This is a genomic window from Collimonas sp. (assembly GCF_035566555.1).
In the GTDB taxonomy this organism is placed as follows: Bacteria; Pseudomonadota; Gammaproteobacteria; order Burkholderiales; family Burkholderiaceae_D; genus Collimonas.
Window position 1 is genome coordinate 1 of record NZ_DATMRB010000004.1, and the last position, 17,391, is coordinate 17,391.

Below are 17,391 nucleotides of genomic sequence, written 5' to 3' on the forward strand. Positions count from 1 at the left end.
CTGTTCCGCGCCGGCATCAATCCGAAAACGCCGGCGCATCGCATCAGCCTGGCGCGTTATGAACGGCTGGTTGATGCCATTCGGATAATTTTAGCGGCGGCAATCGAGAAGGGCGGCAGCACTTTACGCGATTTTATTGGCGCCGATGGCCAATCGGGCTACTTCCAACAGAGTTATTTCGTCTATGATCGTACTGGGTTGCCGTGTAGAAATTGCGGGACGCTGATTTCGCAGATCAAACAGGGGCAGCGGTCGACGTTTTATTGCAAGACCTGCCAGAAATGAATTCCAGAAATTATCATCAGAAAAATATCAGAAACGATAGGCGAGAGCGACAGTGAGTAATCTAGTTCAGAAATTCCAGGAATACAGTGAGTGGCGTACCGGCGTGGCCGGCGCATTGCGGCGTTACCAGACTTGGGCGAGCGCATCGAAATTGTCGGACATCGCCAGCGAACAGCGGATTGAACGCGCGCTGGCGCGGCTGACTGACGATAAATTGTCGATCGCCTTCGTCGCCGAATTCTCGCGCGGGAAATCAGAACTGATCAACGCCATCTTCTTCGCCGACTACGGCCAGCGCATCTTGCCGTCGGCGGCCGGCCGCACCACCATGTGTCCGACCGAGCTGTTGTACGACCCCTCGTTCCCGTCCTGCATCCGGCTGCTGCCGATCGAGACCCGGGCCGAATCGCAATCGACCAGCGATTACAAGGGCGCGCACCATGTCTGGACCGTGCTGCCGCTGGATATCTCCTCCACCGACGGCATGCTGGAAGCCTTCAAACAGGTCAGCCTGACCAAGTGGGTGCCGGTGGAAGAGGCCAAGCTGTATGGCTTGTACGATGAAGACGATCCGGACGCCGCGGTCGCCGTTGATGTCCTCGGCCGGGTTGAGATTTCGCAATGGCGCCATGCCATCGTCAATTTCCCGCATCCCTTGCTGAAAGAGGGCTTGGTGATCATCGATACGCCGGGCCTGAACGCGATCGGCACCGAGCCGGAACTGACGCTCAACCTGATTCCCAACGCTCACGCGGTGTTGTTCATCCTGGCTGCCGATACCGGCGTCACCAAGAGCGATATCGACGTCTGGCGCCACCACATCGGCAGCGGCGCCGGCCGCATGGTGGTATTGAACAAGATCGACAGCATGTGGGATGAGCTGCGCTCGCCGTTCGAGGTGGAACAGCAGATCAGCAAGCAGGTGTCGAGCGTGGCACAGACGCTGGGGCTGTCGGAGGCGCAGGTGTATCCGGTCTCGGCGCAGAAGGGCTTGGTCGGCAAGATCAACGGCGAGCCGGATCTGCTGCGCCGCAGCCGCCTGCCGGCGCTGGAGAACGCCTTGTCGCGCGAACTGATACCGGCCAAGCGCGACATCATCCGTTCGCAGCTGATCGCCGACATCCATGACCTGACGGTCACCAAGCAAGCGCTGATGTCTGCACATATCCGCAGCGTGGTGGAGCAACTGCTGGAGCTGAAGAGCCTGCGCGGCAAGAATACCTCCATCATCAGCCACATGATGAAGCGCATCGACATCGAGAAAAAGGAATTCGACGAGAGCCTGCTCAAGCTGCAGGGTACGCGCACGGTGTTTGCGCGTCTTTCGGCCGGTGTCTTCACGACGCTGGGCATGGGCTTGCTGAAAGAAGAAATCCGCAAGACGCGCGAGACCATGGAAGGCAGCATGTTTACCGCCGGTTTCCGCCACGCGGTGAAGGATTTCTTCGACAACGCGCAGGAAAACCTGATGCTGTCGGGCCAGAAGACCGATGAAATCTCGGAAATGATGACTATCATGTACCGTAAGTTTTCGACTGAGCACGGGCTGGCGCTGTCGACGCCGATGCCGTTTTCACTGGACAAGTACCGCAAGGAGATTGGCGTGATCGAAACCGCGTATCATCGCCAGTTCGGTACGGTGACGCTGGTGAAAACCAGCCAGGTGGTGCTGATGCAGAAGTTCTTCGACTCGATCGCCTCGCGCGTCAAGCAAAGCTTCCTGCAAGCCAACCGCGATGTCGACGCCTGGCTCAAGGTGGTGATGGCGCCGCTGGAAGAACAGATCCGCGCCCACAAGTCGCAGCTCAAGCAGCGCACCGATTCGATAGAACGGGTGCATGTGGCGATCGACAGCCTGGAAGAGAAAATCCAGTCGGTGGAAATGCTGCAGAATGAATTGACTGCGCAAAGAAACACTTTGATGGCGCTGGAGAACGATTTGCGAAATGCGCTGGGCAGCGAGCTGGCGCCGATGAAGATTGCGGTATAAATGAAACGTGTAGTCAGCAACAGCAGTATCGCTTCAGAACAGATAGCCGCGCAGTACGCCGATCCTTTTTTTTCCGCGGCGGTGATAGCGTGGCAGAAGCAGCACGGCCGCCACGCCTTGCCGTGGCAGCAGACGCGCGACGCCTATCGCGTCTGGCTCTCCGAAATCATGCTGCAACAAACGCAGGTGGCGGCGGTGATTCCCTATTACCAGAAGTTCCTGGCCAGCTTTCCCGATGTGCAGGCGCTGGCTGCGGCTCCCAGCGAAGCAGTGATGGCGCACTGGAGCGGGCTGGGTTATTACACCCGTGCCCGCAACCTGCATCGCTGCGCGCAGCGCGTGGTGGCCGAGCATGGCGGCATCTTCCCGCGCGATCCGGCGCTGCTGCAGGATTTGCCCGGCATCGGCCGTTCCACTGCTGCCGCCATCGCCGCCTTTTCGTATGGCGTGCAGGCCGCCATCCTGGACGGCAACGTCAAGCGCGTGTTCGCCCGGGTGTTCGGCATCGAAGGCTATCCCGGCGCCAAGCCGGTGGAAGATGCGATGTGGCAGCGCGCGGTGGCGCTGCTGCCGCAGCAGGGCGTCGAATCGTATACCCAAGGCTTGATGGATCTGGGGGCAACGCTGTGCACGCGCAGCAAGCCGTCTTGCCAGACTTGCCCGTTGGCGCAGCGCTGCGTCGCGCTGGCCGCCGGCCGCACGGCGGAACTGCCGGTGCGCAAGCCGAAGAAAGCCATCCCCGAAAAATATACCGGCATGCTGGTGATCGTCGACCAGGGCCAGGTCTTGCTGGAACAGCGTCCCGACAGCGGCATCTGGGGCGGCTTGCTGTCGTTGCCGGAAGTGGCGCCGGAAGGCGATGTGGCGAGCGCGCTGGAGCGCGCCACGGCGGCGTTCGGCAGCATCGCTTCATACGAAGCGCTGTCAGGTTTCACGCATGTGTTCACCCATTTCAAGCTGCATATCGCGCCGTTCCAGATTACGCTGGCGCGGCGGCTGGACGGCATTGCCGAATCCGGCCACGTCTGGTATCCGGCCGCCAGGCTGGCGGACGCGCCGCTGCCGGCGCCGGTCAAGAAATTGCTGCTGGAAGTTTTCCGCGAAGCCGATCTGTTTGCCTGAGTGCGCAGGCGTTGGCCGGTCTAGAGGATGTTGTGCTGCAGGAGATACTGGTGGATGATGCCAAGCCGTTCGCGGCCGTCGGCCAGCTCCAGCAGTTTTTGCCGCGCTTTCAAGGGAATCGGCAGGATTTCGCACCAGCGGTTGGCGACCCAGCCGGCATTGTCGAACTGCGCCGGCAATGAAAACGGGCTGGCGAAATCGTTGCCGTGGGTTGCCCGGCCTTTCTTGTTGATATCGTCGATCACCAGTTTCAGGGTGCCGGCGCATTGCAGGTGGACGGCGTCGGGCGTGGTGGCGGGATCGGCGGCGATCAGTTCTATCTGCGCTTCCAGGCGCTGGTCCGGCAATACCCGCTGCTGCAGGATGCGGAAACGCTGGCTGCCTTCTGTGCGCAACATCATCACGCCCAGGTCCTGCATGTCCCATTCCGTAATGCGAGTCAGGCAGCCGACGTTTTCAGGCTCCGCAGCCAGTCCCACTTCCTGCCCCGATTTGATCAGCACCACGCCGAACTGCTGCTCGCTTTTCATGCATATGCGCAGCATGTCCAGGTAACGCGTCTCGAATACCTTGAGCGGCAAGACGCCGCCGGGAAACAAGACGGCATTGAGGGGAAACAGCGGAATCCAGGAATTGTTTTCGGACATGGAAAGAGGGCAGGGCGGCTAATAGGATGAACTGCGGCGCACTACTGATCGCCGGCGCGCTTGGCCAGTTCACGATGGCGCCGCACTACGCGTTCAGACACCTGGAAATATTCCGCCAGCTGTTCCACCATGTAGACGGAGCGATGCTGGCCGCCGGTGCAGCCGATGGCTACCGTGAGGTAGCTGCGGTTATCGTCCTTGAACTCCGGCAGCCATTTTTCGACAAAATTGCGGATGTCGCCCAGCAGGTCGCTGACCTTGGGCAAGCCTTCCAGGAAGTCGATCACCGGCTGGTCGCGTCCGGTCAACGGCCGCAGCTTGATGTCGTAATGCGGATTCGGCAGCATCCGCACATCGAACACCAGGTCGGCATCCAGCGGCACGCCGCGCTTGAACGCGAACGATTCGAACAGCAGCGTCAGCGGCGCCGGCTCGGTATCGACCAGCTCCTTGATCCAGCTGCGCAGGCGGTTGGCGCTCATGTCGGAGGTGTCGATGGTATGGCCGATGGCTTCGATCTCGACCAGCATTTCGCGCTCGATCTGGATGCATTCGGTCAGGGTCAGGCGGTCGCTCGGATTCTGGCCGGGACGCAGCCGGTGCGACAGCGGATGGCTGCGCCGGGTCTCGGAAAAGCGGGCGATCAGGGATTCGGTCTGCGCCGTCAGGAAGAACACCTTGACGTCGTGTCCTTCGGCCCTCAACTGCTTGATATCGCTCGGCAGGCCGGCCAGCGAATCGGCGCTGCGGGCATCGGTGGCGACGGCCAGCATCTGCGCCCCTTCATGCTGGCGCGCGGCGACCAGTTCGCGCAGCAAAACCGGCGGCAGGTTGTCGACGCAAAAATATCCCGCGTCTTCGAGTACTCGGAGAGCGACTGATTTGCCGGAGCCGGAGATGCCAGTGATAAGAATAATGCGCATAGGAGAATGATACCGTAAGTCGCGTTTTTTTCAGGGAGTGCCCGCTTTGGAAGGGGCGTGCAAGAAATTCCATAAGCAAGAAGCGCTCCTGTGAGGAGCGCTTCAGCGCCAGATCTGCTGCCCGTATTTTATATGCGACTGCGGAAAAACCTGCGTCAGCGGCACACAAGGTTTTGTATCCTTATGTACTTCTTGTCTAGGTCACGCGTGGGCACAGGTGCCCACCCTACGGGTCAGAGGTCGCTGTCGCTGTCCATCGCAATCCGCTGCCGCGCGATGAAATCCTTGAGCGTGTCGATGCCGCGCAGCTGCAGTATGGTATTGCGCACCGCGGCTTCCAGCAGCACCGCGATGTTGCGGCCGGCGGCCACCGGGATGATGACCTTGCGGATCGCCAGTCCCAGTACTTCCTGGGTATGGGCGTCGAGCGGCAGCCGTTCGTAGTTTTCTTCCAGCGTCGCGCGCCGCACCAGGTGGACGATCAGCTTGAGGCGCATCTTGCGCCGCACAGCGGTTTCGCCAAAGATGGTCTTGATGTCGAGCAGGCCGAGGCCGCGCACTTCCAGCAGGTTTTGCAGCAGGTGCGGGCAGCGCCCTTCGATCATGTTCGGCGCGATGCGCGCGAACTCGACCGCATCGTCGGCCACCAGGCCGTGGCTGCGCGAAATCAGTTCCAGCCCCAGTTCGCTTTTGCCGAGGCCGGATTCGCCGGTGATCAGCACGCCGACACCCAGCACATCCATGAACACGCCGTGCATGGTGATGCGCTGCGCCAGTTTCTTCGACAGGTACACGCGCAGGTAATCGATCACCTGGGCCGCAGGCAGCGGCGTGGAAAACAGCGGGATATTTTTTTCGTCGCAGATTTCAAGGATGTCCGGCGGCGTCGCCAGTCCTTGCGCAATGATGAATGCAGGAGGCGCGCCGGCCACCAGTTCGGCGGTCTGGTAGACCCGCGAAGTGGCCGACAGGCGCTGGTAGTACTCGGTTTCCTGATGGCCGAAAACCTGGATCCGTCCCGGGTGGATCAGGTTCAAGTGACCAACCTGGTCGGCCGCCGAAGCGGCGTCGCCGGAAATCAGGCGTTCGCCGCCGGGGAAACCGGCAAACCAGCCTAGTTGCAGCGACTCGCGGTTTTCGTCATACAGTTGCTGGATCGAGAGGGGCGTGGAAGCGGGCATGGTTGGCATCTGACATGGTAATTGGGCGGGCGGTTGCCCTCCTGTCAATTATGTCGCATTTTCCGTGCCCATGGGCTGCCAGGCGACGATGTGGGAATGCACCGAGGCCGGATCGGGATCGCTGGCCAGGATCTGGCGGAAGGCGTCGCTGGAAAACATTTCGGCGATTTCCGACAGGATTTCGAGGTGCTGCTGGGTGACGTTGTCCGGAATCAGCAGGAAAACCAGCAGGCTGACCGGCTCGCCGTCCGGCGATTCGAATGGAATCGGTTCGGCCAGGCGCACAAACGCCGCCAGCGGCGCTTTCAAACCCTTGACCCGGCCGTGCGGCACGGCGACGCCGTGACCCAGCCCGGTAGAACCCAGGCGTTCGCGTGCGAACAGGTTGTCGGAGACGGTGGAGCGGGCAATGCCGCAGTTGTTTTCGAAGAGTAAGCCAGCTTGTTCGAAAGCGCGTTTTTTACTGGAGACTTCCAGATCCAGCGCCACATTTTGTGCGGGCAGGATTTTTGCAAGATTAGTCATAATACAAATTGGTATGCGGTCCAGTATGGATGGTTGTGTCTTAACAGAGCCGCCATCGCTAAAAAACCGCCGCAGCATGTCGAAAACATGCCAAATTCGGGGGTAGGCCGCGGCTCCTTGTTATGTGAGCGCAGATTCTACTACAACGCCTCCCCCGGTCTGGCCTGAACCGGCGTGGTTCAGGCTACGGTGTGCGTGGCGCCCTCAGGCGCCGATATCGTTTCTATTGGCGACACCCAACCCGAATTATAGACTTGATTCCAGCCAACAACATCAACTTGCGGTGATGCTTATTGTCGAATAGTGTGATGTTTTACTTAACTTCAAAGCGCGCGAAGATCAGCCAGACGTCGCCATTGCCCTTGTTCTGGGACAGGCGCGGCACATAAGAACCCATCAGCTTGGCGCCCTTGACGCCGAGCGACACGACCGGCAGGGCGATCGGGAAAGGGAAACCGCCGAAATAATCCTGGCGGCTCATCAGCATGGCGGTATAGCCGGCGCCGACTTCGACCGGCGTTTTCGGCACGTTCCAGATCCATTCATAGGCATAGCCAGCCATGATCTGCGGCTTGAAGTGAGAGTCGCGGATGGCGAACAGGTAGAGCGATTCGTCATTGCCGTCGGCGTTGCGGATGGTGCGGCCGCCGCCCAGGCCCCAGGCCTTTTCATTGAGCTCGCGGATTCTTTCTTCGGTATAGGTATGGCGGCCATGGTAGGCATAGCCTGACAGATACACTTCCATATCGCCATTGTTGGCGATGTTGCTCAGCCGGTCCCCGGTCTGGCTGAGGGTTTTGCTGAACCAGCCAGTGGTGTCCGGGGTTTCCTGAGCGTGGACCGGAGCGCACACGGCGGCGATTGCAGTCATGCCGGAGAATAGTGCTGTCCTTTTGACGGCGGTGAAACGAGAAAAAATTGTCATAAAAAATAGAGTCCTTTGCAGCGAGGTGGTACGGTAGACGTGTAGTGATAACGCGTCAATATCCCCGCTAATTTAAAGCGCATTTATCTGCTTAAGTGCTGTCTTTTTGCTACAAATGTAACGAATTGTGTGTTACTGCCTTGCCTGGCGCCAATTCGAAGGAGGCTGCCCAGTGGAAAAATTGCTGCGCCAAGGATTGATGTCCAGACCGCCACGGCGGGTATACCGTGCATAGACAGACAACTTTTGCGGCGCACAGTTGCGCATGATGTCCATAAAAATGCGTTCTACGCATTGTTCGTGGAATTCGTTATGGTCGCGGAAGCTGATCAGATAGCGCAACAGGCTTTCCTGGTCGATGGCTGCGCCGACGTAATGGATCTGCACGCTGCCCCAGTCCGGCTGGCCCGTCACCAGGCAATTCGACTTGAGCAGATGAGAAACTAAAGTTTCCTCAATGACAACTTGGTTGGGGTCAGCCTTCAGCAGCGACGGATTTGGCTGGTATTCGTCGACTTCGATATCCAGCCGGTCCAGCAGCAAGCCTTGCGGTTCCTGGATTTTCTGCTCGGCAAAGGCATCCGCGGTGGTCAGCGTCACGTGCACAGTCGCGCCGAAGCCGGCCGACAAATCCTTGCGCAACAGCTGCAACAAGGCATCAGTGTCCGCCAGTTTGGTTTGATTGAAGGAATTCAGGTAGAGCTTGAACGACTTCGATTCGACGATATTCGGAGAATCGGCCGGCACGGTAAACGTGGCGATGGCCACCTGAGGCTTGCCGCGCGCGTTGAGCCAGGATACCTCGTACGCATTCCAGATATCGACGCCGAAAAACGGCAGGGTGCCGCTGACGCCGATTTCATCGCGCTTGCCCTGGCGGGCAATAGGGAACAGCAGCGAAGGCTGGTACTGCGTCTGGTAGGCGGCGGGTTTGCCGAGCGGCGAGGCGTCGGGCGTATTTGGTATGGTCATGGCTTCAGCTTGTACTTAAAAGCAGTATTTTGCCAGATAAGCATGCCGTCCCTGATATTGACAGTCTGATGGCGCTTATCAGCAGCGCGCCCGAAATGTTCGGCGGGCCCGGATCGTTTCAGTCTTTGTTGCGCAGCCAGCGCGGAAGCTCTATTTTTCTGATCAATTCCCACAACTGCAGCACCACTGCGATGGCGACTGCCGAAGCCAGGAATGCGGCCACGCCGGATTGGCTGAGCGGCGTCTGGGCCAGTATTTCAGGCGCAGCCAGATAGCCGATGATCATTGAAATCATGAGGTAGGCGATGCGCAAAAAAAGCGTGGACTTGTTGTTGAGCGCGACCAGGCTGGCGCCGGAAAAAGCGCCGGCCAGCGCAGCGCTGTCGACTTCCAGAAACAGCGCCAGCAATCCGACTTTGGCTGTATTGCCGGCGGTCCGTTCAGGGGATGATGCAGCCGGTTCGAACTCGCCGACGCCGACGACAGTGATGGCAATCAGCAGCCAGGTGCGCCAGATTGAACTGCGTTTGAGATGTGCTTTAATTTTCGAAAAAATACACATGCGAATCTCCTCCGCACAAACAAGCTGTAGTAATAATTTTTCAGCTCAAGCGCGTTAAATAATGGAGTGCATTTTCTTATGTAAGTTCCGGTTTTCCATGCGCGGCGATTTACATCCGCGGCAAAGAAAACCGACGACAAAAATCACATCAGGTTCTAACCAAGGAACAGTTTATAAACGGGATTGCTGCTCTCGTCCCAATAGCGATAACCGAGGCTGGCGAGGAAAGTGCGGAACGCTTTCATTTCCTTTTTCGGCACCTGCAGGCCGACCAGGATGCGGCCGACGTCGCCGCCCTGGCTGCGGTAATGGAACAGGCTGATATTCCAGTTGGGCGCCATCGAATTCAGGAAACGCATCAGCGCGCCCGGCCGCTCGGGGAATTCGAAGCGGTACAGCAATTCGTCCTGCGCCAGCGCGCTCTTGCCGCCCACCAGATGACGCACGTGGACCTTGGCCAGTTCGTCGTGGGTCAGGTCGAGCGTATCGAAGCCGTGCTTCTCGAAGTTCTTGGCGATCTGGGTGGCTTCGTCGCGGCTCGAAGTCTGCACGCCGACAAACACATGGGCGGTCTTTTCATCGCTGATGCGATAGTTGAATTCAGTGACGTTGCGCGGTCCGACCTGCTCGCAGAAACGGCGGAAGCTGCCGCGCTGCTCGGGGATGGTGACAGCGAACACCGCTTCGCGCAATTGTCCGATATCGGCCATTTCGGCGACAAAGCGCAAACGGTCGAAATTCATGTTGGCGCCGGAAGCGATGGTGATCAGGGTCTGGTCCTTGATCGGCTTGCGCGTGCCTTTGCTGCGTTCGACATAAGCCTTGGCGCCAGCCACCGCCAGTGCGCCTGACGGCTCCAGGATGCTGCGGGTGTCCTGGAATACATCCTTGATCGCGGTGCAGACGGCGTCGGTATCGACCAGGATCACTTCATCGACATACAGGCGCGCCAGGCGGAACGTCTCTTCGCCCACCAGCTTGACCGCGGTGCCGTCGGCGAACAGGCCGACATCCGGCAGCGTCACGCGGCGGCCAGCCTTCAGGCTGCGCGCCATGCCGTCGGAATCGGTGGTTTGCACGCCGATGATCTTGATCTCCGGCCGCACCGCCTTGACATAGGCCGCGATGCCGGCGATCAGGCCGCCGCCGCCGATCGGCACGAAGATCGCATGGATAGGCCCGGAGTGCTGGCGCAGGATTTCCATGCCGATGGTGCCCTGGCCGGCGATGACGTAAGGATCGTCGAAAGGGTGGACGAAGGTCAGCTTGTGTTTTTTCTCCAGCGTCAGTGCGTGGTTATATGCATCGGTATAGGAATCGCCGAACAAGACCACTTCGCCGCCGCGCGCCTTGACACCGTCGATCTTGATCTGCGGCGTGGTCTTCGGCATCACGATGACTGCGCGGCAGCCCAGCTTGGCCGCGGATTGCGCCAGGCCCTGGGCATGGTTGCCGGCCGAGGCGCAGATCACGCCGCGCTTGAGCTGCGCCGGCGTCAGGCTGGCGGCCTTGTTGTAGGCGCCGCGCAGTTTGAAACTGAACACGCTTTGCATATCCTCGCGCTTGAAGTAAATCTGGTTTTCAATTCGCTGCGAGAGCGTAGTCGCCAGTTCAAGCGGGGTTTCGACCGCGACGTCGTAGACGCGGGCAGTGAGGATTTTTTGCAAATAATCTGTGGTCATGTCGTTATTCAATAGTGGATGGAACGTGGCCGGCAACAGGATCAGACGGGGCGAAACAGCCGGTCATTATAATGGAGGGCTTTTTCAGCGCCACCAGGTTTTCTCGGCCGTACCGCAATCCGTCTCATTCCGAGCCGTCTTGCACGACCGGTCTGCCGTTTTTATGAATTGTTCCATATGATCGAATCCGCCGTTTTATGGCTGCTCAAGACCCTGGCCATACCCAGCGTTGGCCTGACTTCCGTCTTTATCATCAGTTTTGTCGCCGCCACCTTGTTGCCGCTGGGCTCCGAACCGGCAGTGTTTGCCGTGATCAAGGCCAACGGCGCGCTGTTCTGGCCGGTGATTTTAGTCGCCACGCTGGGCAACACCCTGGGCGGCGTGGTCGATTACTGGATGGGCTATGGCGCCAAGCAGGCTTTCGCGCGCGAGCGCGGCAGCAGCTGGTTCGCCTGGCTCGAGCGCTACGGCGCCAAAACCATGCTGCTGGCCTGGGTGCCGGGCATCGGCGACCCGATCTGCACCCTGGGAGGCTGGCTCAAGCTGCCGTTCTGGCCTTCGGTCATGTACATGGCGATCGGCAAATTCCTGCGCTACATCCTGGTGGTCTGGCTACTGCTGAACGTGCCGGACGGCTTCTGGCGCGAGGTCGCGGGCTGGCTGGCGTAAGACGTAAATAAGCCGTGGATTTTTGCGCCGCACTACGATATATTTCCATGTGGAAATACAAACACTGGTTTGCATGCTTCTTTGAAATCGAAAGCCATTCGAGGAGAGAACGCTATGAACAAACTGGACATCAGGGAGATTTGCGAGCGCATCGCCGTGCAGGCGCCGTATTTTGCATTTACGGAATTGCGCGGCGTACCGCATCGGATCGTCCAGGGAACATTTGCATCGGAGCAGCCTTTAGGTTTTGAAAACGGTCCGGTGGCCTCTGCGGAAATCGGCCGTCACCTGGCGATTCTCGGTTCCTGCGCCGCGGTTGCCTGGCAAGCCGCACCGCAGATCTATTATCTGGCGACCAAGGCGCGCTACAGCAAGCTGCATGACGTCGCCCCGCGGGAATCGGGCTCCAGCTACCAGGCTACGGCGGAAGTGCTGAGCCAGGACCGGCGTTCGCTGACAGCGCAAGCCATTGTTTCGGCGGAAAAGCCGTTTGCCCATCTGTATTGCGAATACCAGGCGCTGTCGGAGCCGGTGTTCCTGCGCTTGTTCAAGGATTACCGGGTGCCTTCGGCGCCGTTGCCTGAGCATTCCCCTTATCGGCAATCGGTGCAGCTGGAATTCGAGCCTGCCGTCGGCCATACGCTGCTTGCCCACAGCAAGGCGCTGGCGCCGGCCCGCTGCGCCGGCCATTTCCTCGACTACCCGGCGTGGCCGGTGGCCATCATTGTCCACACGGTGGCGCAGACCACCAGCCGCCTGCTGCATCACATCCTTGACAAGGAGGCCAGCTACACCGTCGTCAAGTGCGACCTGGTGGCCCATCAGCTGGTGCCGGCCTCCGAACCGCTGTCCTTCCATACCACTTGCATCACGGCGTCTCCCTACCTGTCGCACTATGTGTTTGAAACCAGGGTGATGCGGCGGCAAGAAGTTGTCGCCACCGTGACTACCGAGCTGCAAGTCTGAATCAGAGGGCGGACAGTCCCGCCCAGAACATCGCCGGCGTAATCAGCAGCAGGATGGCGTATGGCAGCATGCGCAAGGGCCAGGCGCGGTTGCGCAGCAGATAGGACAGGCCAAAGTAGGGGTTTCTTTTCGATAGTGATACTGGTGTCATGATGTGGCTCCCGGCGAGGTGAATGATCAGCTTTTGTACTGGCTGTAGTCGGCCAGCGTGAAGGAAATGCTTTCCAATATTTCGCGGATGATCTGGCTGAACATGAAGGACTCCTGAAAGTGGTGGCGTTGCATTGATTGTAGTAAAAAACTATCGAAATAAAGAAATTGATTGTATTTATTCATTTCATTGAAATTGGCTATAGTGAATAGGCTATAAGTCAACCGAATGTTGTAGTCTGTTCCTTGCACTGCACAAATCCGTAGCTTGCCGTCGCGAATGAGCGCAATCAGCTAAAATGCTGATTCAGCAGCTGCAGCCAACCTCTCTCAAGATCAATGAACGCCCCAGTCAAAATCCAGGCATTATTGTCAGATGCGCCACAAGGCGCCACCCCTACGCGATTGCGCGAAATCCCCTATAACTACACCTCGTTTTCCGATCGCGAGATCGTGATCCGGCTGCTGGGCGAAGCATCCTGGCGCCTGCTTGACGAACTGCGCGGCAAACGCCAGACCGGCCGCTCCGCCCGCATGCTGTATGAAGTGCTGGGCGATATCTGGGTGGTGCGCCGCAATCCGTATTTGCAAGATGACATGCTGGACAACCCGAAGCGTCGCCAGGCTCTGATTGATGCGCTGCATCATCGCCTCGGCGAGGTCGACAAGCGCCGCATCGTGACCGACCAGGCCGACAGCGGCGACGCCGTCGGTGACGAAGAAGCCAAGAAGCGCAGTGAGAATGTCGAAGCGCTGCTGGCTGCAGCGCGCAAGGCGATCGCCGCCTTCTCCGACGAATTCCGCCAGACCTACGACCTGCGCAAGCGCGCCAACAAGATCCTGGGTCGCTATACGGCCAAGGACAACATCAAGTTCGACGGCCTGTCGCGCGTCTCGCATGTGACCGACGCTACCGACTGGCGTGTCGAATATCCGTTCGTGGTGCTGACGCCCGACAGCGAAGATGAAATGGCCGGCCTGGTCAAGGGCTGCATCGAACTCGGCCTGACCATCATCCCGCGCGGCGGCGGCACCGGCTACACCGGCGGCGCGATTCCGCTGACGCCTTTGTCGGCAGTCATCAACACCGAAAAGCTGGAGCAGCTGGGCGCAGTCGAAATGGCTGTCCTGCCAGGGCTGGACAAAGAATATGCAACCATTTACTCCGGCGCAGGGGTAGTCACCAAGCGCGTTTCCGACGCCGCTGAAAAGGCCGGCTTCGTGTTCGCGGTCGATCCGACCTCGGCGGAAGCATCCTGCGTCGGCGGCAATATCGCCATGAACGCCGGCGGCAAGAAGGCCGTGCTGTGGGGCACTGCGCTGGATAACCTGGCCAGCTGGCGCATGGTCGATCCGAACGGCGACTGGCTGGACGTCACGCGCCTGGACCACAACCTCGGCAAGATCCACGACACGCCGCTGGCGCGCTTCCAGCTGGAATGGCGCCACCCGGCCGAAAAGGGCCGTCCGAGCGAAAAACCGTTCAAGACCGAGATACTGGAAATCGCCGGCCGCGTATTCCGCAAGGAAGGCCTGGGCAAGGACGTCACCGATAAATTCCTCGCGGGTTTGCCGGGGATCCAGAAAGAGGGCTGCGACGGCCTGATCACCTCCGGGCGCTGGATCTTGCACAAGATGCCGAAGCACACGCGCACCGTCTGCCTGGAGTTCTTCGGCCAGGCGCGCGATGCGATCCCGTCGATTGTCGAGATCAAGGATTTCCTCGATGCCGAAACCAAAAAGGGCGGCGCCATCCTGGCCGGCCTGGAGCATCTGGACGAGCGCTACCTGCGCGCGGTTGGCTACACCACCAAGTCGAAACGCGGCGTGCTGCCGAAGATGGCCTTGTTCGGCGACATCGTCGGCGACGATGAAAACGCCGTGGCGCAAGCCGCCTCGGAAGTAGTGCGCATGGCGAATAACCGCGTCGGCGAAGGTTTCGTCGCGGTGAGCCCGGAAGCACGCAAAAAGTTCTGGCTGGACCGCGCCCGCACGGCCGCCATCGCCAAGCATACCAATGCCTTCAAGATCAATGAAGACGTGGTGATTCCGCTCAACCGCATGGGTGAATACACCGACGGCATCGAGCGTATCAACATCGAGCTGTCGGCCAAGAACAAGCTGCAGCTGCTGGATGAATTGCGCGCGTTCCTGTTGAAGGGCAATCTGCCGCTGGGCAAGGGCGACGACGCCGACGGCGACGATATTCCTGCCACCGAAATCCTGGAAGACCGCGTGCACCAGGCCGAGCAGCTGCTCGACAACGTGCAGGCGCGCTGGACTTATCTGCTGGCGAATCTGGACAAGCCGCTCAAGGATGCGAAACAGGAACTGGTTGCATTGGGTTTGGAAAAACTGGACCTCCTGTTCGAGCAGCGTCTGCTGCAGCAACCGGATGCGACCGTGTTCGACGTGGTGCAGGACCGCACTATCCGTGTCTCCTGGAAGCAGGAAGTGCGGGCGCTGCTGCGCCAGATTTTCAACGGCGCTTCCTTCAAGCTGATCCTTGACGAATGCAGCGCGGTGCACAAGCGCGTGTTGCGCGGCCGCGTGTTTGTCGCCTTGCACATGCACGCCGGCGACGGCAACGTCCATACCAACCTGCCGGTCAATTCCGACCACTACGAAATGCTGCAGGATGCGCACGCCGCGGTGGCCCGTATCATGACCCTGGCGCGTTCGCTGGACGGCGTGATTTCGGGCGAGCACGGCATCGGCATCACCAAGCTGGAATTCCTGACTGAAGACGAGATCAAGGATTTCCGCAGCTACAAGCTGCGCGTCGATCCGGAAGGCCGCTTCAACAAGGGCAAGCTGCTAAACCTGCCCGGTTTCGAGGCTGACCTGAGCAATGCCTATACGCCGTCGTTCGGCCTGATGGGCCACGAATCGCTGATCATGCAGCAAAGCGATATCGGCGCCATCGCCAACAGCGTCAAGGATTGCCTGCGCTGCGGCAAGTGCAAGCCGGTGTGCGCCACCCACGTGCCGCGCGCCAACCTGCTGTACTCGCCGCGCAACAAGATCCTGGCCACTTCGCTGCTGGTGGAAGCCTTTCTGTACGAAGAGCAGACCCGGCGCGGCATCTCGATCAAGCACTGGGAAGAATTCGAAGACGTGGCCGACCATTGCACGGTCTGCCACAAGTGCGTCACGCCTTGCCCGGTCGACATCGATTTCGGCGACGTCTCGATGAACATGCGCAACCTGCTGCGCAAGATGAACAAGAAATCGTTCAATCCCGGCACTACGGCGGCGATGTTCTTCCTGAACGCGACCGATCCGGCCACCATCAACATGACCCGCAAGGTCATGACGGACTGGGGTTTCAAGGCGCAGCGCCTGGGCAACGACATCCTGAAGAAGTTCGCCAAGAAGCAGACCAAGAAACCGCCTGCGACCGTCGGCAAGGCGCCGATCAAGGAACAGGTGATCCACTTCATCAACAAGAAGATGCCGGGCAACCTGCCGAAGAAGACCGCGCGCGCCTTGCTGGATATCGAAGACGACAAGATCGTGCCGATCATCCGCGATCCGAAGAGCACCACCGCCGATACCGAAGCCGTGTTTTATTTCCCGGGTTGCGGTTCCGAGCGGCTGTTCTCGCAAGTCGGACTGGCGACGCAAGCCATGCTGTGGCAGGTCGGCGTACAGACCGTGCTGCCGCCGGGCTACCTGTGCTGCGGTTATCCGCAACGCGGTTCGGGCGATTTCGACAAGGCGGAAAAGATCATCACCGACAACCGCGTGCTGTTCCATCGCATGGCGAATACCCTGAACTACCTCGACATCAAGACCGTGATCGTTTCCTGCGGCACTTGCTACGACCAGCTGCAGGGCTACCAGTTCGACAAGATTTTCCCGGGCTGCCGCATCATCGACATCCATGAATACCTGCTGGAGAAAAACCTCAAGCTGGAAGGTGTCAGCGGCACGCGCTACATGTACCACGATCCTTGTCACAGCCCGATGAAGCTGCAGGATCCGATGAAGACGGTGAATGCGCTGATCACCACCGACAACGGCGCCAAGATCGAAAAGAACGAGCGCTGCTGCGGCGAGTCCGGCACTTTCGGCGTCAGCCGTCCGGATGTCTCGACCCAGGTGCGCTTCCGCAAGGAAGAAGAGATGAACAAGGGCGCGGACAAGCTGCGCGCCGACGGTTTCGGCGGCGACGTCAAGATCCTCACTTCCTGCCCATCCTGTTTGCAAGGCTTGTCGCGCTACAACGATGATTCCGGCACTACTGCCGACTACATCGTGGTCGAGATGGCGCGCCACCTGCTGGGTGAGAACTGGCTGCCGGACTACGTTGCACGCGCCAACAACGGCGGCATCGAGCGGATCCTGGTGTAACCATGACAGTACATACAGCTGATTGTGAATTGTGCAGCAGCGACGGTGGAGAAATTCTCTACCGCGCCGAAAAATTCCGCGTGGTGCTGGTCGACGATGCGCAGTATCCGGGATTTTGCCGCGTCATCTGGAACGAACACGTCAAGGAAATGACCGACCTGCCGGTGGCCGATCGCAGCACCTTGATGGCTGCGGTGTGCAAGGTGGAGTCCGTGGTGCGCGCTGTCATGCAGCCGGAAAAGATCAACCTGGCCAGTCTCGGCAACATGACGCCGCATCTGCATTGGCACGTGATTCCACGCTACGCGGACGACGCCCATTTTCCTAGTCCAGTGTGGGCGGAGGCGCAACGGCAGCCGTCGCCAGCCACGCTGGCGCAACGGCAGGCATTGCTGGGCGCATTGCGTTCCGCCGTCTCCGAGCAGTTTTAATTTTA

16 protein-coding genes are annotated in these 17,391 nt (G+C 59.5%); 7 read left to right on the forward strand and 9 right to left on the reverse strand.

Annotated features, from left to right (window positions below; all coding sequences use genetic code 11):
• The 3 genes from VNZ65_RS00370 to mutY form a co-directional block, all read left to right on the forward strand.
• The coding region (locus tag VNZ65_RS00370; RefSeq protein ID WP_325664949.1) for a zinc finger domain-containing protein at positions 1–285 on the forward strand (285 nt) is incomplete at its 5' end.
• Positions 286–337: 52 nt separating this feature from the next.
• Positions 338–2,275 carry a dynamin family protein gene (locus tag VNZ65_RS00375; RefSeq protein WP_325664951.1) on the forward strand — a complete coding sequence of 646 codons (1,938 nt, stop codon included), beginning with the start codon at positions 338–340 and terminating at the stop codon, positions 2,273–2,275.
• On the forward strand, positions 2,276–3,397 hold the full coding sequence (mutY, locus tag VNZ65_RS00380; protein ID WP_325664952.1) for an A/G-specific adenine glycosylase: 1,122 nt from the start codon (positions 2,276–2,278) through the stop codon (positions 3,395–3,397).
• Positions 3,398–3,417: 20 nt separating this feature from the next.
• Here mutY and VNZ65_RS00385 read toward each other — a convergent pair whose 3' ends face one another.
• The 8 genes from VNZ65_RS00385 to ilvA form a co-directional block, all read right to left on the reverse strand.
• On the reverse strand, positions 3,418–4,044 hold the full coding sequence (locus VNZ65_RS00385; RefSeq protein WP_325664953.1) for an LON peptidase substrate-binding domain-containing protein: 627 nt from the start codon (positions 4,042–4,044) through the stop codon (positions 3,418–3,420).
• A gap of 41 nt (positions 4,045–4,085) precedes the next feature.
• Positions 4,086–4,967 (reverse strand): RNase adapter RapZ, encoded by an 882-nt coding sequence (gene rapZ, locus VNZ65_RS00390; protein ID WP_325664954.1) that lies wholly within the window; start codon positions 4,965–4,967, stop codon positions 4,086–4,088.
• Positions 4,968–5,200: 233 nt separating this feature from the next.
• Complete coding sequence (gene hprK, locus VNZ65_RS00395) at positions 5,201–6,148, reverse strand: HPr(Ser) kinase/phosphatase (RefSeq protein ID WP_038485268.1); 948 nt, start codon at positions 6,146–6,148, stop codon at positions 5,201–5,203.
• A gap of 48 nt (positions 6,149–6,196) precedes the next feature.
• Complete coding sequence (locus tag VNZ65_RS00400; protein ID WP_325664957.1) at positions 6,197–6,673, reverse strand: PTS sugar transporter subunit IIA; 477 nt, start codon at positions 6,671–6,673, stop codon at positions 6,197–6,199.
• Between the two features lie 313 nt (positions 6,674–6,986).
• The gene (locus VNZ65_RS00405; protein WP_325664959.1) at positions 6,987–7,544 is read right to left on the reverse strand and encodes a hypothetical protein; all 558 of its coding nucleotides are present in this window, start codon (positions 7,542–7,544) and stop codon (positions 6,987–6,989) included.
• Between the two features lie 186 nt (positions 7,545–7,730).
• The gene (queF, locus tag VNZ65_RS00410; protein WP_325664961.1) at positions 7,731–8,570 is read right to left on the reverse strand and encodes an NADPH-dependent 7-cyano-7-deazaguanine reductase QueF; all 840 of its coding nucleotides are present in this window, start codon (positions 8,568–8,570) and stop codon (positions 7,731–7,733) included.
• A 118-nt stretch (positions 8,571–8,688) separates the two neighbouring features.
• Positions 8,689–9,132, reverse strand: coding sequence for a putative holin (locus VNZ65_RS00415; protein ID WP_325664963.1), 444 nt, complete (start codon positions 9,130–9,132; stop codon positions 8,689–8,691).
• Positions 9,133–9,287: 155 nt separating this feature from the next.
• Positions 9,288–10,814 carry a threonine ammonia-lyase, biosynthetic gene (ilvA, locus tag VNZ65_RS00420; RefSeq protein ID WP_325664965.1) on the reverse strand — a complete coding sequence of 509 codons (1,527 nt, stop codon included), beginning with the start codon at positions 10,812–10,814 and terminating at the stop codon, positions 9,288–9,290.
• Between the two features lie 177 nt (positions 10,815–10,991).
• On the opposite strand from ilvA, the gene VNZ65_RS00425 reads away from it, so the two are divergent.
• Positions 10,992–11,483: a YqaA family protein gene (locus tag VNZ65_RS00425; RefSeq protein ID WP_325664967.1), complete on the forward strand. Its 492-nt coding sequence runs from the start codon at positions 10,992–10,994 to the stop codon at positions 11,481–11,483.
• Positions 11,484–11,597: 114 nt separating this feature from the next.
• Positions 11,598–12,449, forward strand: coding sequence for a hypothetical protein (locus tag VNZ65_RS00430; protein ID WP_325664969.1), 852 nt, complete (start codon positions 11,598–11,600; stop codon positions 12,447–12,449).
• A gap of 1 nt (position 12,450) precedes the next feature.
• Here the strand turns inward: VNZ65_RS00430 and VNZ65_RS00435 are convergent, their stop codons facing one another.
• Positions 12,451–12,600 (reverse strand): hypothetical protein, encoded by a 150-nt coding sequence (locus VNZ65_RS00435; RefSeq protein ID WP_156479878.1) that lies wholly within the window; start codon positions 12,598–12,600, stop codon positions 12,451–12,453.
• A gap of 338 nt (positions 12,601–12,938) precedes the next feature.
• On the opposite strand from VNZ65_RS00435, the gene VNZ65_RS00440 reads away from it, so the two are divergent.
• Positions 12,939–16,955 carry an FAD/FMN-binding oxidoreductase gene (locus VNZ65_RS00440; protein ID WP_325664973.1) on the forward strand — a complete coding sequence of 1,339 codons (4,017 nt, stop codon included), beginning with the start codon at positions 12,939–12,941 and terminating at the stop codon, positions 16,953–16,955.
• A gap of 2 nt (positions 16,956–16,957) precedes the next feature.
• Positions 16,958–17,386, forward strand: coding sequence for an HIT family protein (locus VNZ65_RS00445; protein ID WP_325664975.1), 429 nt, complete (start codon positions 16,958–16,960; stop codon positions 17,384–17,386).
• Positions 17,387–17,391: the final 5 nt, after the last annotated feature.